The sequence below is a fragment of the Streptomyces sp. NPDC102259 genome (genome assembly GCF_044766465.1).
Taxonomy (GTDB): Bacteria; Actinomycetota; Actinomycetes; order Streptomycetales; family Streptomycetaceae; genus Streptomyces.
Window position 1 is genome coordinate 1 of record NZ_JBIWMA010000052.1, and the last position, 15,316, is coordinate 15,316.

At 74.0% G+C, this 15,316-nt stretch carries 12 protein-coding genes; all 12 read right to left on the minus strand.

Features of this window, described 5'->3' with window-relative positions; translation table 11 throughout:
* Window positions 1-113, minus strand: a 113-nt coding sequence (locus tag ACIRPU_RS43770; protein WP_385570159.1) for an adenosylhomocysteinase, incomplete at its 3' end; no start/stop codon positions are given.
* On the minus strand, window positions 103-969 hold the full coding sequence (gene metF / locus ACIRPU_RS43775; RefSeq protein WP_403878657.1) for a methylenetetrahydrofolate reductase [NAD(P)H]: 867 nt from the start codon (window positions 967-969) through the stop codon (window positions 103-105). The genes ACIRPU_RS43770 and metF, both read right to left, overlap by 11 nt.
* 218 nt (window positions 970-1,187) lie before the next feature.
* Window positions 1,188-2,168 carry a carbohydrate kinase family protein gene (locus ACIRPU_RS43780; protein WP_403878660.1) on the minus strand — a complete coding sequence of 327 codons (981 nt, stop codon included), beginning with the start codon at window positions 2,166-2,168 and terminating at the stop codon, window positions 1,188-1,190.
* Between the two features lie 196 nt (window positions 2,169-2,364).
* On the minus strand, window positions 2,365-3,618 hold the full coding sequence (gene metK / locus ACIRPU_RS43785) for a methionine adenosyltransferase (RefSeq protein ID WP_403878663.1): 1,254 nt from the start codon (window positions 3,616-3,618) through the stop codon (window positions 2,365-2,367).
* 415 nt (window positions 3,619-4,033) lie between these two features.
* The gene (locus tag ACIRPU_RS43790; RefSeq protein WP_403878666.1) at window positions 4,034-5,620 is read right to left on the minus strand and encodes a class I adenylate-forming enzyme family protein; all 1,587 of its coding nucleotides are present in this window, start codon (window positions 5,618-5,620) and stop codon (window positions 4,034-4,036) included.
* Between the two features lie 270 nt (window positions 5,621-5,890).
* Window positions 5,891-6,514 carry an NAD(P)H:quinone oxidoreductase gene (gene wrbA, locus ACIRPU_RS43795; RefSeq protein ID WP_385570150.1) on the minus strand — a complete coding sequence of 208 codons (624 nt, stop codon included), beginning with the start codon at window positions 6,512-6,514 and terminating at the stop codon, window positions 5,891-5,893.
* Window positions 6,515-6,906: 392 nt separating this feature from the next.
* Complete coding sequence (locus ACIRPU_RS43800; RefSeq protein ID WP_403878670.1) at window positions 6,907-7,902, minus strand: methyltransferase; 996 nt, start codon at window positions 7,900-7,902, stop codon at window positions 6,907-6,909.
* Window positions 7,899-9,056 carry a DegT/DnrJ/EryC1/StrS family aminotransferase gene (locus ACIRPU_RS43805; protein WP_403878674.1) on the minus strand — a complete coding sequence of 386 codons (1,158 nt, stop codon included), beginning with the start codon at window positions 9,054-9,056 and terminating at the stop codon, window positions 7,899-7,901. Before ACIRPU_RS43805 ends, ACIRPU_RS43800 begins: the two co-directional genes overlap by 4 nt.
* A 16-nt stretch (window positions 9,057-9,072) precedes the next feature.
* Complete coding sequence (locus tag ACIRPU_RS43810; protein WP_403878677.1) at window positions 9,073-9,630, minus strand: cupin domain-containing protein; 558 nt, start codon at window positions 9,628-9,630, stop codon at window positions 9,073-9,075.
* 30 nt (window positions 9,631-9,660) lie between these two features.
* Window positions 9,661-10,728, minus strand: a complete 1,068-nt coding sequence (locus ACIRPU_RS43815) for a type III polyketide synthase (RefSeq protein WP_384124836.1) — start codon at window positions 10,726-10,728, stop codon at window positions 9,661-9,663.
* 1,040 nt (window positions 10,729-11,768) lie between these two features.
* On the minus strand, window positions 11,769-13,193 hold the full coding sequence (locus tag ACIRPU_RS43820) for a condensation domain-containing protein (protein ID WP_403878680.1): 1,425 nt from the start codon (window positions 13,191-13,193) through the stop codon (window positions 11,769-11,771).
* 841 nt (window positions 13,194-14,034) lie between these two features.
* Entirely contained in the window at window positions 14,035-14,991 is a 957-nt protein-coding gene (locus ACIRPU_RS43825; RefSeq protein WP_403878683.1) for a BTAD domain-containing putative transcriptional regulator, read from the minus strand.
* Window positions 14,992-15,316 lie beyond the last annotated feature (325 nt).

A 15,316-nucleotide genomic window follows, 5' to 3' on the forward strand; every position in this document is an offset into this window, starting at 1 on the left:
CTGCGGATCGACATCAGGCCGGGCATCTCGTGCTCGGCCAGGGTGATCTCCTTGCGGCCGAAAGCGGCCAGGGAGAGATCGGCGACCTTGAAGTCGGTGGGCTCAGCAGGCATGGGGGATCCTTGCGCTCGTCGAACTCAGGACGTTGCGGTGGATGTCCAGAGCCGCCGTGGACTTGTTGAGGGTGATGTAGTGCAGGCCGGGGGCGCCTTCGGCGAGAAGGCGTTCGGCCATGGCGGTGGCGTACTCGACGCCGATGCGGTGCGCGTCCCGCGGGTCCTCGCGGGCCGCGTGCAGGCGGGCGGCGAGGGCCTCGGGGAAGGCCGCGTCGGAGAGTTCGGCGAAACGGGCGATCTGCCGGTGGTCGGTGGCCGGCATGATCTCCGGGATGATCGGGATGTCGCAGCCGGCGGCCGCGACCCGGTCGCGCAGCCGCAGATAGTCCTCCACGTGGAAGAACATCTGGGTGATCGCGTAGTCGGCGCCCGCCCTGCACTTGGCGACGAAGTGCCGGATGTCGGACTCCCAGTCGCGCGAGCGGGGGTGGCGCTCGGGGAACGCGGCCACCCCGATCCTGAAGTCGCCCAGCGAGCGGACCAGTTCGACCAGTTCGTAGGCGTAGGCGAAGCCGCGCGGGTGTGCCGTCCAGGCGCCCTTGGGGTCGCCCGGCGGGTCGCCGCGCAGGACCAGGACGTCGCGGATGCCGGCGTCCGCGTACCGGCCGATGATGTGGCGCAGTTCGGCGACCGGGTGGCCGACGGCGGTCAGGTGGGCGACGGGGCGCAGGGTCGTCTCGGCGGCGATGCGCCGGGTGACGGCCACCGTGCGGTCCCGGGAGGAGCCGCCGGCGCCGTAGGTCACGGACACGAAGTCCGGGCGCAGCGGCTCGATCCGGCGGATCGCCTTCCACAGTGTCCGCTCCCCGGCGGCCGTCTTCGGCGGGAAGAACTCGAAGGAGAACGTCGTCACGGGCGCCCTCACGGCACTGGGACGGTCCGCCCGCGAGGCTGCCGCCCGCAGGGCTGCCGACTGCGGGACTGCCGGCTGCGGGGCTGTCTGCTGCGGCAAGTGCCGCGGGGCGGGGGGCTGTTCCCGCGCCCCCGTGCCCTGCGTGCCCAGCCTGCCCTGCGTGCCCAGCGTGCCTTGCGTGCCCTGCGTGCCGGCGGCGGGGCGGGGCTGGTCGGGGTTCATGACACGCCTGCCAGGCGGGGTTCGGCGGCGCGGGCCGCGTCGTCGCCGTAGGTCCGGGCGATGCGGGCGATCAGGTCGGCGGCGAGGAGCTTGTACTCCTGGGTGCCGACCGATTCGAGCACGGTGGTGGCCAGGGCGCAGCCGAGCCGGGCGGCCTGTTCGTGCGGCCACTGCCAGGCCAGTCCGGCGAGGAACCCGGCCCGGAAGGCGTCGCCGGCGCCGGTGGGGTCGGCGATCTTCTCGGCGGGCACGGCCGGTATGTGCAGGAGGGGGGCGCCGGAGCGGGCCAGGGTCACCCCGTCGGCGCCCAGCGTGGTGATCCAGGTGCCGGTCCGCTCGAGGAGGTCCTCCTCGCTCCAGCCGGTGCGCTCCTTCAGCAGGGCGGCCTCGTAGGCGTTGGTGAACAGCCACGTCGCTCCCTCGACCAGCCGGCGGGCCTGTTCGCGGTCGAGGCGGGCCAGCTGCTGGGAGGGGTCGGCGGCGACGGGGATGCCCAGGCGGTGGGCGGCGGCGGTGTGCCGCAGCATGGCCGCGGGGTCGTCGGCGCCGACCAGGACGAGCGCCAGGCCGGTGCGGCGGGCGGTGTCGGCCAGGTCGATGTCCGCGGCCTCGGCCATGGCGCCGGCGTAGAAGGTGGCGATCTGGTTCTGGTCGGCGTCGGTGGTGCACACGAAACGCGCGGTGTGCAGGGTGTCGCTGACCCGCACCGCGGACGTGTCGACGCCGGCGGCCCGCAGCCAGGCGCCGTACTCGGCGAAGTCCGTGCCCGCCGCGCCGACCAGGAGCGGGTCGCAGCCCAGCAGGCCGAGGCCGAAGGTGATGTTGGCGGCGACGCCGCCGCGGTGCACCTCCAGCCGGTCGGCGAGGAAGGACAGGGAGACCCGCTCCAGCTGGTCCTTGATCAGCTGTTCGGTGAAGCGTCCGGGAAACACCATCAGGTGGTCGGTCGCGATCGATCCGGTCACGGCGATACGCACGGCACGTGCTCCTTGGGCCTCTGGGCGGGACGGTCCGGCCGGCGCCCGGGGCGGCGAGTGGGCCGGCGGGCGAAGAAAGCGGGAGCGAAGGAAGCGGGGGCAGGAAGCAGCGGGGAAGCGGGGAGCGGTGGGACGGGGGGTGCCACCGCTCCCCGCCGGTCCGGGCGCCGCGGTGTTCTCTCGCGGCGCTGTCCGGTCAGCTCGCGGCGACCGCCGCGCGCAGGGCGTCGGCCCGGTCGGTGCGCTCCCAGGTGAAGTCCGCCAGCTCGCGGCCGAAGTGGCCGTAGGCGGCGGTCTGGGCGTAGATCGGGCGCAGCAGGTCGAGGTCGCGGATGATCGCGGCGGGGCGCAGGTCGAAGACGGCGGTGATGGCGTCCTCGATCTTCTCGGCGGGGACCGTGCTGGTGTTGAAGGTCTCCACGAACAGGCCGACCGGTTCGGCCTTGCCGATCGCGTACGCCACCTGTACCTCGCACCGCGTGGCGAGGCCGGCGGCGACGACGTTCTTGGCGACCCAGCGCATCGCGTAGGCGGCCGAGCGGTCGACCTTGGAGGGGTCCTTGCCGGAGAAGGCGCCGCCGCCGTGGCGGGCCATGCCGCCGTAGGTGTCGATGATGATCTTGCGGCCGGTGAGGCCGGCGTCGCCCATCGGGCCGCCGATCTCGAAGCGGCCGGTGGGGTTGACCAGGAGGCGGTAGTCGTCGGTCTCCAGTTTGATGCCGTCGTCGGCGAGCCGGGCCAGGACGGGTTCGACGACGTGGGTGCGGATGTCGGGGGTGAGCAGGGCGTCGAGGTCGATGTCGCTCGCGTGCTGGGAGGAGACCACGACGGTGTCCAGGCGGACCGGGCGGCTGCCCTCGTACTCGACGGTGACCTGGGTCTTGCCGTCCGGGCGCAGGTAGGGGACGGTGCCGTCCTTGCGGACCTCGGTCAGACGGCGGGCCAGGCGGTGGGACAGCTCGATCGGCAGCGGCATCAGGGTGGGGGTCTCGTCGCTGGCGTAGCCGAACATCAGGCCCTGGTCGCCCGCGCCCTGCCGGTCCAGTTCGTCCTCGGCGCGCTCATCGTCCTCGGCGTGCTCGGCGTGGTCGCCGCGGCCGGTGTCGACGCGGACCTCGTAGGCGGTGTCGACGCCCTGGGCGATGTCGGCCGACTGTGCGCCGATGGACACCGAGACGCCGCACGAGGCGCCGTCGAATCCCTTGGCCGAGGAGTCGTAGCCGATGTCGAGGATCTTCTGGCGGACCAGGGTGGCGATGTCGGCGTAGGCGGAGGTCGTCACCTCGCCGGCGATGTGCACCTGGCCGGTGGTGATCAGGGTCTCGACCGCGACGCGGGAGGTGGGGTCCTGGCGCAGCAGGGCGTCCAGGACGGTGTCGCTGATCTGGTCGGCGATCTTGTCGGGATGTCCCTCGGTCACGGATTCCGAGGTGAACAGGCGGCGGGACATGACACTCCAGGACGGTGGTGGGCGGACACGGGCGACGGGTGGTGCGCGGAGCTGCGCGGCTGCGGGGCTTCGCGGCCGGCTCGGCCGCGGCCCGGGCTACCGGCTCGCGCGGGGCCAAGGCCGGGGCCGGGGGCCAAGGCCGGGGCTAAGGCCGGGGGCAAGCCGGGCCAAGGCCAAGACCGGGAGCAGGGCCGGGGCTAAGGCCGGGGGCAAGCCGGGCCGGGGGCAAGGCCAGGCCAGAGGCAGGGTCGGGGGCCAGAAGCCGGAAGCCAGGGCCGGGACCAAGGCCGGGACCAAGGCCGGGGCCGGGGGCCGGAAGCCAGGGCTGGGGCCGGGAGCCGGATTGCCGTCGCGGCGGCCCCGGCCCCAGCCGCGCTCCGCGGCCGCGGTGCGCGGGCGGCTTGCTAATCGCGGGTCATGTCCGGTTCTTCAGCTGGTCCTTGATCCGGTCGGCCAGTGCGAGCCGCTGCACCTTGAGCGTGGCGGTGCGCGGCAGTTCGGCCTGGGGGATCTGGACGGGGTCGGCCAGCTGGGGGAATCCGGCGACGGCCTTGCGCCAGCGCGCGGGGTCCAGCGGCTGGTCGTCGCGGGTGCAGATCACCGGGATCGCCTCGGCGGCGGGGCCCTGGATGACGACCAGTTCGCTCAGTTCGGGCAGCTTGCTCAGGACGAGGTCCTCGACCTCCAGGGAGCTGCGGACGCCGGGGATCATGTCGACCTCGCGGTCGAGCATGTGCAGGCAGCCGAACCGGGTGAAGTAGCCGACGTCGCCGGTGCGCCACCAGTCGCCGAAGCGGTTGGTGTCGTAGCGGTCCTGCTCGGCGAAGTACGTCTTGGCCAGGCCCGGCCAGGCGACCTCGATGAAGCCGGGGTTCTTCTCCGAGGGCCGCTCGCCGTCCCGGTTCACCACCCGGACCTTCGCCGCGCCCCCGGGCATCTGCCAGCCCACGCAGCGGCCGTTGGCCTTGTGGGCGGAGCCGCGGAAGTAGGCGCGGCCGACGGCGGGCCCGACCTCGCTCTGCCCGTAGATCTGGAAGAAGAACGCGCCGCGCCGCTCGGAGGACTTCAGCAGCCGGCTCATCGTGCCGGGGTGGATCGCGTCGAAGGTGCTGCTGAAGTACTTCACCGAGGCGAACGGCTTGCGGGGGTCCTCGGCCAGGCTCTCCCACTCCATCAGCGAGTTGGGCAGCGCCTCGATGAACCCGGGCCGGTTGCGCAGGAAGAGTTCGGCGACCGTGTCGGGGTCCGACTCGTTCATCAGCAGGACCGGCATCTCCCGCAGCAGGGCCAGGGCCATCGCCGCGACCATGCGCGAGTGCACGAAGGAGATGTGCACCGCGACGGTCTCCGGCTCGCGCATCAGGGAGAGCAGCCGCCACTGCGGCTTGAGCCGGATGCCCTGGGTGCGGGGGGTGTGCACGACCAGCTTGGGCAGTCCGGTCGTGCCGGACGTGTGGGTGATCACGGCGGCCTCGTCGATCGGCCGCACCACCGGCCGCACCCGCGGCGCGCCGGCGAACTTGCCGAGCGACTGCGCTCCCGGCCGTTCACCGGAGACGATGATCACCCGCCGGGTCAGCTCCGCCACCGGCACCTCGGCCAGGACGTCGAGTTTGTGCTCGTCGGTCAGCAGGTTGGGACGGCCGACGCGTTCCAGCAGGGCGCCCACCGTCCTGGCGTCCAGGCCGGGCGAGAGCATCACCGGGATGGCGCCGATCCGGGACGCGGCGCAGGCCAGCACCCACACGTCGGCGTTGGCCTTCTTGTGGACCACGATGTGCTCGTCGGGCCGCACGCCCGCCGCCCACAGCCGGGCCGCGAGGTCGTCCACGAGGTCGGCGAGCCGGGAGACCGTCAGGTTCCGGCCCACCTCGGGCAGGACGTCGAGATCGTGGTCGAGGGTGATCGGCGTCGCACCGTTGACGGCCGCGGCCATGGCCGGCAGCAGGCCGATGTGAAGACCGCGCTTCTGTATCGATCGGTAGGCCACAGAGCCCTTCATCGGGGCTGCTCCTTTGCGGTGGGCGATGGACGTTCGGGCTGACGCCGGCGGGTGCGGGATGCCGCCGCGCGCGGCGGCACTGCGCGCGGCAGGTACGGCGAGGGATGCCCGCCCGAGGGCGGGGTGTTGCCCCGGGGCCGGTATGCAGGCCCCGGGTGGGCGTGCCGCTCCGGGTGGCCCGGGGTGGGAGTGCCGCGCCGAGGCGGGGCGGTGCCGCCCGCAAGGCCCCGGGGCGGGTGCCGGCCGCGGGCAGGAGTGCGGCCGGGGCCGTCAGGAGGCGGCGCGGCCGGCCTTGAGGGCTGCCGCGGTCTCCGCGACGCGCCGGGCCTGGTGGGCGGCGGCCGCCAGCACCGCTTCGCCGGGCGCGGAGCCGGCCCCGCCGATGCCCGAGACGTGCGAGGTGCCGTAGGGGTTGCCCGTCTGGAACTGGATGGGGTCGGTGTAGCCGGGCGGCACGATGATGCCGCCCCAGTGGTAGAAGGTGTTGCTCAGCGCCAGGATGGTGGACTCCTGGCCGCCGTGGGCGGTGCCGGTGGCGGTGAACGCGGAGAGGACCTTGTCGGCCAGTCCGCCCTGCTGCCACAGGCCGCCGGCGGTGTCGATGAACGCCTTGAGCTGGCTGGCCACGTTGCCGAAGCGGGTGGGGGTGCCGAACAGTACCGCGTCCGCCCAGCTCAGGTCGTCCAGGGTGGCCTCGGCGACGTCGGCGGTGTCCCGCAGGTGCTGGGCCCAGGCCGGGTTGGCGTCGACCGCCTGCGGCGGGGCCAGTTCGCGGGCCTTGCGCAGGCGCACGGTCGCGCCGGCCTTCTCCGCGCCCTCGGCGGCGGCCTTCGCCAGGGTGTGCACGGTACCGGTGGAGCTGTAGTAGATGACGGAGACGTTCACGGGTGCCATATGCGGTGTCCTTGTCTGGATTGCGGTGTCGGGTGGTCCACGGGCCCCGGGCCGCCGGCCGGTCGCGGTGGTGCCGGGGCGCCGGACCGGCCGCGGTCGTGCCGGGGCGCCGGCCCTGCGGTTCGCGGTTGCCGGGCCGGCGGACCGGTCGCGGTGGTGCCGGGGCGCCGGCCCTGCGGTTCGCGGTTGCCCGGACCGCCGGCCCGGTCACCCGTTTCCGGCGCGGCGCCGGGCGGGGCGTCTGCCGTCCGGCGGCGGGCGGGTCGTCCGCCGTCCGGCAGCGGCGGTCCGGTCACCTGTTTCCGGCGACGCCGGGCGGGTCGTCTGCCGTCCGGCGGCGGCGGGCGGGGCGGTGCCGGCGGATGAGGACCAGCGTGGCGGGCGGGGCGGTGCTAGCGGGCGAGGACCAGGGTGGCGGGCGGGGCGGAGTGGAAGGAGACGTCCGTGAAGCCGGCCTTGACGAGCCAGTCGCGGTAGTCGCTCTGCCGCCAGGTGCTGCCCTGCTTGCTCTTGAGGAGCATTTCCGAGGCGAAGATCAGCGGGAAGGCCGGGCCGCTGCGGTCGTCGTCGACGACGTAGTCGTTGACGACGAGGGTGCCGCCGGGCTTGAGGGCCTGGCGCAGCCGGGTGAAGACCTCCACGTTGCTCTCCGGGCCCTCCTGGTGGGCGATGTGGGAGTACAGCGCGATGTCGTAGCGGGCGGTGCCGAAGTCGGTGGCGTGGAAGTCGCCGTCGATGGTGGTGAACCGGTCGGCGACGCCGCGTTCGTCGAGGAGCCGGCGGGCGATCTCGTTGATCGGCGCCCAGTCGAGCTGGGTGGCGCGGGCGGCCGGGTTGGTCTGGAGCCAGATGCCGGAGTAGATGCCCGAGCCGCCGCCCACGTCGAGGATGGAGATCTCGCCGGCGTCGGCCAGGCCGAGGACGTCGGCGGCGATGGTGGCGGCGGGGACCGACTGTGCGGCGATGGCCGTGACGATCTCCTGCCAGTGCGGGTTGTTGGCGACCTCCACCACGACCTCGCTGACCGGTCCCCCGGCGCGGACCACGTCGGGCAGGCCGGTGAGGCTGCCCATGTGGGAGAGCTTGAGCTTGGCGAAGTTGCTCAGGCTGGCGGGCCGGCCGTCGACCAGGTAGGCGGACGCCTCCGCGGTGTTGCGGTAGCGGCCCCGGTCCAGTTCGACCAGGCCCACGCTGACGAGTCCGTCGAGGAGGGTCTGTGCGCCGCGTTCGGAGATCTCGGCGCGGGCGGCCAGTTCGGCGGCGGTGCCCGCGCCGTTCTCGAGGTGGGTGAAGAGCGAGTGGCTGGCGGCGGCGCCCAGGACGCCGGTGGCCCAGTAGCCGTTGATCAGCCGCAGGACGTTGTCCGGTGACGGCGCGCTGTCGGTCATGCTGCCCCTCCTAGGGCCCGGGAGGACGCCGAGTGGGTGCGGACCGCGCTGCGCAGGGCGGCCACGACCCGTTCGGCCTGGTCCGCGGAGAGTTCCGCGTGCATGGGTATGGCGAGGTTGCGGCGGAAGAGGTCCGCCGAGACCGGGCAGGTCTGCTTCGACTCGAAGACGGGCTGCACGTGGGTGGCCCAGGTGCCGTGCCCGCAGCCGATGCCCTGGGCGCGCAGTTCGGCGGCGACGGCCGCGCGGTCGACGCCCGCGTCCAGGGTGACCATGTAGGACTGCCAGGCGTGGGTGCGGTCCTCGGGCACGTGCGGCACCGTCAGGAGGTCCTCGCCGGCGAGGAGTTCGCCGTAGCGGGCGGCGACGGCGGCGCGGCGGGCGAGGAGTTCGTCGATCCGGCCCAGCTGGACCTGGAGGATCGCGGCGGCGATGTCGGACAGTTTGAAGTTGTAGCCGATCTCGGTGAATTCCGGGATGGGCAGGCCGACGACGTCGCTGATGTCGAAGATGCTGCCGATGCCGAAGGAGGAGCGCAGCCGTGCGTCGGCGGCGATCTTCGCGTCGGCGGCGAGCAGGGCGCCGCCCTCGCCGCTGGTGGCGCCCTTGCGGCCGTGGAAGGACAGGCAGCCCACCTCGGCGAGGGCGCCCGCCTGGCGGCCCTGGTAGGTGGCGCCGACCGCGCAGGCGGCGTCCTCGACGAGGAACAGGCCGTGGCGGTCGGCGATCTGCTGGAGCGGCGTGTAGTCGGCGGGGATGCCGACGGTGTCGACGGCGATCACGCCGACGGTGCGGGCGGTGACCAGGTCGGCGACCGCCTGCGGGTCGACGGTGCCGGTGTCGGGGCGTACGTCGGCGAAGACCGGGACCGCGTCGAGGTAGCGCACGGCGTGGGCGGGTGCGGGGAAGGTGTAGTCGGCGACGATCACCTCGTCGCCGGGCTTGACGCCGAGGGCGAGCAGGGCCAGGTGCAGTGCGGCGCCGCAGTTGCTCACCGCGACGGCGTCGCCGACCCCGTACTGGGCGGTGAGCCGGGCCTCCAGGGCTTTGCCCCGGGGGCCCTGGCCGGCGGGCCAGCCGGAGGCGAACACCTCGGCGACGGCCGCCAGTTCCTGTTCTCCCAGACTCGCGTGGACCAGGGGAATCGATTCCATCGTCTGTCGTCTCCCGTCAGGCGCCGGGCTCTGCGGCCGGGTCGGCGGCCAGGAGCGTGGGGGGTGTGTAGCTCAGCGGTGTGATCTGGCTGACGTCGTAGCGTTTGCGCATCTCCTCCACGGCGGCGGGGTCCACCGAGGTGCCGCGCGACCAGATCTGCGCGATCTCCTCGAAGTACAGCTCGTGGTCGGGCGAGGGATAGCTCTGGAAGAGCATCCGGGCGGGTTTGCCGGTGGCGTTGCGGAAGGCGTGCGGGGTGTTGGGGGGCACGAACATGCAGGCGCCCTCGCCGGCGCGGACGACGCGGTCGCCGCCGGGGGACTCCCAGTCGTGCCAGGTGTCCTCGGTGCGTCTGGCCGGTTCGAAGGCCAGCAGGTCCAGTTCGCCCTCCAGGACGTAGAAGAACTCCTGGGAGTGGCTGTGCACGTGCGCCCCGACGTCGAATCCGGGCGGCACGACCACCTCGAAGATCGATATGGAGGAGCCCATGGCCTCGGTGGCCTTGAAGGTCACTTTCTGTGCCGGGGTGATCAGCTTGCGCCCCGCGCCCGGGGGGACGATGAGGTCGGTCATACGCTTCGCTTCCTTGGGGTCCGGGCCGGGTCAGCCGGCGCTGGGCGGCCTGTCGTCGGCCCAGGTGCCCAGCGCCATCTCGGCGGTGATACCGGGTCCGAATCCCGCGATCAGACCGGTCGCGCCGGGCAGCGGGGTGTCCTCCTCGAACAGCCGGCGGGCGGCGTCCAGGACGACGGCGCTGGCGATGTTGCCGTACTCGGTCAGGGTCGCCCAGCTGTGGCGGAAGACCTTGCGGTCGACTTCGAGGAACTTGGCGAGGTCGTCGAGGATGCGCGGGCCGCCGGCGTGGACGATGTAGAAGTCGAGGCTGCCGGCCTCCCAGCTGTGGTCCTTGGCCAGTTCGCGCAGGACCGGGGCGAGGGGTTCCATCGTCCCGGGCACCCGGCGGTCCAGCTGGAAGTGGAAGCCGGTGTCGCGGACCGCGTAGGAGATCCAGTCCTCGGTGTTGGGGATGAGGTAGGAGGCGTTGCGTTCCAGCTCGATGCCGGTGCCGCCCAGGCCCCGTACGACGGCGGCGGCGACCGCGTCGCCGAACAGGCCGTCGGAGAGCAGGGATCCGATGTCGTCGGCGGTGGGCTGGTAGCACAGGGAGCACAGTTCGCAGGAGACGATCAGGACGTTGCTTCCGGGGTGGGCCAGGCAGAAGTCGTGGGCGCGGTTGATGGCCGCTCCGCCGGCCGCGCAGCCCAGCTGTGAGATGGGGATCTGGCGGGTGTCGGAGCGCAGTCCCATCTTGTTGATCAGCCAGGCCGTCAGCGACGGCATCAGGAACCCGGTGCACGACACGTAGATGATCGCGTCGATGTCACGGGCCGTCAGCTCGGCGTTGGCCAGGGCGCGTTCGATGACCTCGGGGCAGCGCTTCTTCGACTCGAGCTCGTAGATGCGGTTGCGCTCTTCGAAGCCCGGGTGGTGGAGCGTCTTCTCGATGGGCTGGACGATGTGCCGCTTCTTCACGCCCGTGTTGCGGATCAGGCGCAGTGCCAAGGGAAGCTGCGGCTTGCCGGCATGCGCCTCTTCGGCAAATTCCAGAGTCTCTTCCACTGTGATGACATGTTCCGGCGCGCTCATCGCCGGTTTGCATAGCCTTGGCATATATCCGGAATCCACTTCTTTTGGAGTCTCGACAGCAAGGGCAGTGGGACATGGGGCTGACGGCAGGCCACCTGCGCCCGCCTCCCTCGGTGTGGTGGTGGACGAGGTTCTTCACGGCGGCCCGCACCGCCCGCGGCCGGACCGGCGGGCGGGCGGACACGGTTCCCGGTCGAACGCCGCAGGACCCTGCCGGACGGGCCCCTCCCCCACCCGCCGGCCCCACCCGTCCTCGCCGACTCCCGTGAACCGCACCTGAATTGACGTGCCGTCAGACGGCATGCCGAGACCGGGCGGGCGGAGGCTGCGGGTGAGGTGAGGTGATGCGGTGGCGGGCCGGGCGGGCGGATGCGCGCCGGGGCGCGCCGCGTCCGGCCCTGCGGGGAAAGGGACTTCAGCCGCCTCGAGGAGACGGCCGGCTGCCGTGGATCACAGGGGGCTCGGTCCCGCGGTGACGCGGACCGGCGATACGGCACTCAATCCGCTGCCTCGCAGATGTTTTCGGGCAGGGAAGGCGTGCAGAAATCGTGACACGGGCAAAGCCCTGACGCCAGAACACCACCAGGTGACGCGGGTCACATGCAGGCCGCGCCTCCCGGCAACCCGGCCACGGCCCGGCACCTGCGCACGCGCCCGCGCCAACTCCCCCGCCCGAGCGGGAGAGTTGCGGATACGGCGGACGGCAGGGACCTCCCCCGGGGGGCGGACGAGTGGGACCCGGGGGCTGGAGGCAGGCGGGGGCGACTGAAGTGCGCGGGCGGGCAGACGGCCCGGCGGGCGGAGGGCGCAGCCGGAGGCGCAGCCGGAGGCGCAGGCGGAGGCGCAGGCGGAGGCGCAGGCGGAGGGGGGAGGCGGAGGGCGGAGGCGGGAGGCGGAGGGCGGAGGGCGGAGGCGGGAGGGCGGAGGGCGGAGGGCGGAGGCGGGAGGCGGAGGGCGGAGGCGGGAGGGCGGAGGGCGGAGGGCGGAGGCGGTCAACGCGGGTGCAGGACGCTGGTGTCGGGTGCGTCGGGTGCGTCGGGTGCGTCGGGTGCGCCACGGGGCTGTCAGTGCGGCGGGCCGGAGTGGGGCGGGGCGATGCGGGGCGGGGGGTCCTGGCCGAGCAGGGCGAGTACCTCGGCGACGGTCTCGGTGCCGTCGAGGGCGGGCAGGTGGCGCAGCAGCCGGGCGCACTGGCCGGCCAGCAGGTCGGCGTCGGCGTCGGCGAGGCGGGCCCGGTCGTGGACGACGGTGACCAGCCGTGAGCCGTCGGCGTCCTCCCGCAGGAGCAGGGCGACGGGCAGCAGGGGGTGTGCGCCGCCGGCGTGTCGGTGCCCGAAGCGGATGCCGGCGTCGGCGAGGCGGGCCTGGAGGTCGGGCAGCGGGCGCGGGGCGGGTTCCAGGGAGACCAGGCTCTGCAGGCGGCGGGCCGGGCGGCCGGCCCATTCCTGGATCTGCCGGGGGCAGACCCATTCGTAGGCGGCCATGTCCAGTGCCCGGTCGCGCAGGTCCGCCAGCAGCCCGCCGATCGGCCGGCCGGCCTCGACCAGGGCGGTCATCGGCAGACAGCTGCGCAGCGGTCCGACCAGCCGCTCGGCGCATTCCAGGGGGATGCCGCGCCCGGAGACGGTGACGCCGAAGCCCACGGGCACCGGTCCGCTCGTGCCGGCCGCGCGGTAGAGCAGCAGTGCCCACGCGGCGTACAGCACGCTGGAGTCCGGCAGGCCCCGGCCGGCCGCCCACCGGTGCAGCCGGTCCGTGTCGGCGGCGGCCAGGCGGGCCTCGGCACGGCCGGACCCGTGCTGCCCGGTGGGCGGGCCGGGCCGTGCGGGCAGCACGGCGGAGGTGTCCGCGGGCACGGCCCGGCAGAAGAAGTCCCGTGCCGCGGTGGTGTCCTGGCACTCCAGCCAGTGCAGCCAGTCCCGCACGTCCGGCCGGCGCTCGCCGCCGGGCAGCACGCCGCCCCCGAGGTAGGCGCGGCTGAACTCGTTGTGCAGCACGGACACGCTCAGGACGTCCAGCAGCCCGTGGTGGAAGGTGAGCAGGACCCGGGTGACGTCGGGGACGCCGGTGTCGACGAGGGTGATGCGCAGCGGGCCGGGGCTGCTCAGGTCGAAGCCGTGCAGCCGGTCCTGCTCGAGCAGTTCGTCCCAGTCGACGGCGCCCGCGCGGTGCCGTACGACCTCGGGGCGGGCGTTCAGGTGGAAGACCAGGCGGGGTTTCGGGGCCCTTTCGAAGGCGGCGCGGAGAATCGTTTCTCTGTCGGTGACGGACTGCCAGGCGGCGGTGAACCGCTCGGTGTCCAGCGGCCCGTACCAGTGCCACCAGGCCTGTTCCACGTGGCGTCCGGTGGACCGGTTCGCGGCGGAGGCCAGCAGCGCGCCGCAGCGGTGCCAGGGCGCCGGCCCGGGCGGCCGTGCGGCGCGCGCGGGTGCGGTGGGGCGGCGGTCGGTACGGATCCATGCACGGCGCCGGCGGCTCGACCTCGCCATGTCTCGTCCTCCTCGCAGTCGCTGCCGCGCCCCGCCAGGACCGCGGGTCACAGTGATCCTGCCGGAGCGGCTTGCCCGGGTGTGGCACTCCCGGGCGCATCGTGCAGGACTCCCCCGTCAGCGCCCTGACGGGATGCCGACACGGCTCGAACACCGCTCGGGAACGCCTGGGCGACGGCTGGGGCCGGACCGAGGCCGGCGCCCGGGCGGGCGGGCGGGTGCCGCACGGGGGGGGTCGCACGGCCGACTGCCGCACGGGCGGGAGCCGCACAGCCGACTGCCGCACGGGCGGGAGCCGCACGGCCGACTGCCGCACGGGCGGGGGCCGGTGGCGAGGGCGACGGGGCGGCCGGCGGCCCGCCCGTGGCGGGCCGCCTTGCCTGCCGGGCCTGGAGGTGTGCGGCGCCGACCGACGGTGCGCGGACGCCAGTGGGGCGTCGGCGGCAGCGGCAGCACATCGGCGTGTGCGTCGGCAGCGCATCAGGGCTACGGGGCGCGTCGGCGTCTGCCGGGGGGCCCGGCGGTGGTCCACGGACGGACAGGGCGCCGGTCCGGCGCGGTGTGCGGGCACCGTCGCCCGCGGGACCCGCACGGACAGGGCGCCGGCCCGGTGCTGTGCGCCGGCCCGGTGCTGTGCGGTGCGCGGGCCTCGTCGTCTGCGGGCGGTCCGTCGGGGTCCGCACCGCGGACGGGGTGCGGCCCGTCCGCGGTGTCCGCGGTGCGGCGGTGTCCCGGACGCCCGGGACTCCGTCCGCCGGCCGGTGGGGAAGGCCGGGCCCGGCGGCCGGGCCGATACAGGCAGGCGGGCAAACAGGCAGGGCAGGCGGGCAGGCGGGCGGGGCTACGGTGAGCCGGACGGTTCGCGTGGCATGAGGCGGTCGAGGCGGTCGAGCAGGTCGTGCTGTTCCCGGGCGAGGCGTTCGACGCGTAGGCGCAGCCGGGCGATCTCCTCCCGCAGCAGCCGTACGTCGCTGTCGTGGCCGGGGGCCTGCGGCGGTACGGCGGCGGGGCCGGTTGGCGGCTTGCGCGGCAGTGGCGGGCAGGCGAGGGCCGCGCCGGGGTCGTGGTGGTGCAGGATGGCCTGCATCCGGGCGCGCAGCGCGGGGCCCGGTTCGATGCCCAGGTCGTGGACGAGTGTGCGGCGTGCCCGTTCGTAGGCCAGGAGGGCTTCCGCCTGCCGGCCGCACCGCTCGAGGGCGCTCATCAGCAGTTCGTGGAAGCGTTCCCGCAGCGGGTGGGCGATGGCCAGTTCCTCCAGCTCGCCGGTGATCTCGCGGCCGTGTCCCGCGCGCAGGCACGCGTCGTACAGGGCTTCCAGGGCGAGGAGCCGGCCCTCTTCCAGCAGGGCGGCCTGCGCCGAGCAGATGGCGCCGCGGCCGCTGCCCTGCAGGGCCGCGCCCCGCCACAGTGCGAGGGCCTCGCGCAGGAGGCCGGCCGCGCGGACGGGGTCGGCCCCCAGCAGTGCCCGTCCCTCGGCGGCCAGGCGGGTGAAGCGGCGTGCGTCGGTGTCGATGCCGCCCAGGCGCAGGACGTATCCGGTGGGGCGGGTCGCCAGTGCCTCGTGGTGCCGCGTCCCGGGGCCGGGCGCGGGGGCGGGGAGCAGCCGGCGCAGCCGGGCGACGTGGGCCTGCAGGGCGTTGGCCGCGTTCGACGGCGGGTGCTCGCCCCACAGTTCGTCGACGAGGCGGTCGCGGGGCACGACCTGGCCGGCCTTCACCACGAGGGCGCCGAGCAGGGCGCGCTGCTTGGCGCCCACGGGCACGATCCGCAGATCGGTGCGCGTGTCGCGGATCTGCACGGAACCCAGAATCCCAAACTCCATGCCGACCTCGCACCGGGGTGTCCAACGAGTTCCGGGCACAGTAGTCGGCGGGCCGGGAAAACGCAGGGCCTGGCGCCGGGCCGCGGGCCTGTGTGGACTGTTTCTCCAGGGGGTTTCGAGTCGGTCCGGCGGCCGGGTGCTCTCTTTCGCCGCGGGTTCGCGGGTGCGGTGCCCCGGCGCCGGCCCGGTTCCGTTCCGGTTCCGGCCCGGTTCCGTTTTCCGGGCGGTTCTCCATTACCGCTGGAGAACGACTCGGAACCGCCTCGCACCCCCCTGCACAAAACCTTCAGACCCCCTCGCG

Coding starts and splice junctions, on each gene's coding strand:
- metK (WP_403878663.1), bottom strand. CDS start 3,618: ATGTCCCGCCGCCTGTTCACCTCGGAATCCGTGACCGAGGGACATCCC.
- ACIRPU_RS43790 (WP_403878666.1), bottom strand. CDS start 5,620: ATGAAGGGCTCTGTGGCCTACCGATCGATACAGAAGCGCGGTCTTCAC.
- wrbA (WP_385570150.1), bottom strand. CDS start 6,514: ATGGCACCCGTGAACGTCTCCGTCATCTACTACAGCTCCACCGGTACC.
- ACIRPU_RS43800 (WP_403878670.1), bottom strand. CDS start 7,902: ATGACCGACAGCGCGCCGTCACCGGACAACGTCCTGCGGCTGATCAAC.
- ACIRPU_RS43805 (WP_403878674.1), bottom strand. CDS start 9,056: ATGGAATCGATTCCCCTGGTCCACGCGAGTCTGGGAGAACAGGAACTG.
- ACIRPU_RS43810 (WP_403878677.1), bottom strand. CDS start 9,630: ATGACCGACCTCATCGTCCCCCCGGGCGCGGGGCGCAAGCTGATCACC.
- ACIRPU_RS43815 (WP_384124836.1), bottom strand. CDS start 10,728: ATGCCAAGGCTATGCAAACCGGCGATGAGCGCGCCGGAACATGTCATC.
- ACIRPU_RS43820 (WP_403878680.1), bottom strand. CDS start 13,193: ATGGCGAGGTCGAGCCGCCGGCGCCGTGCATGGATCCGTACCGACCGC.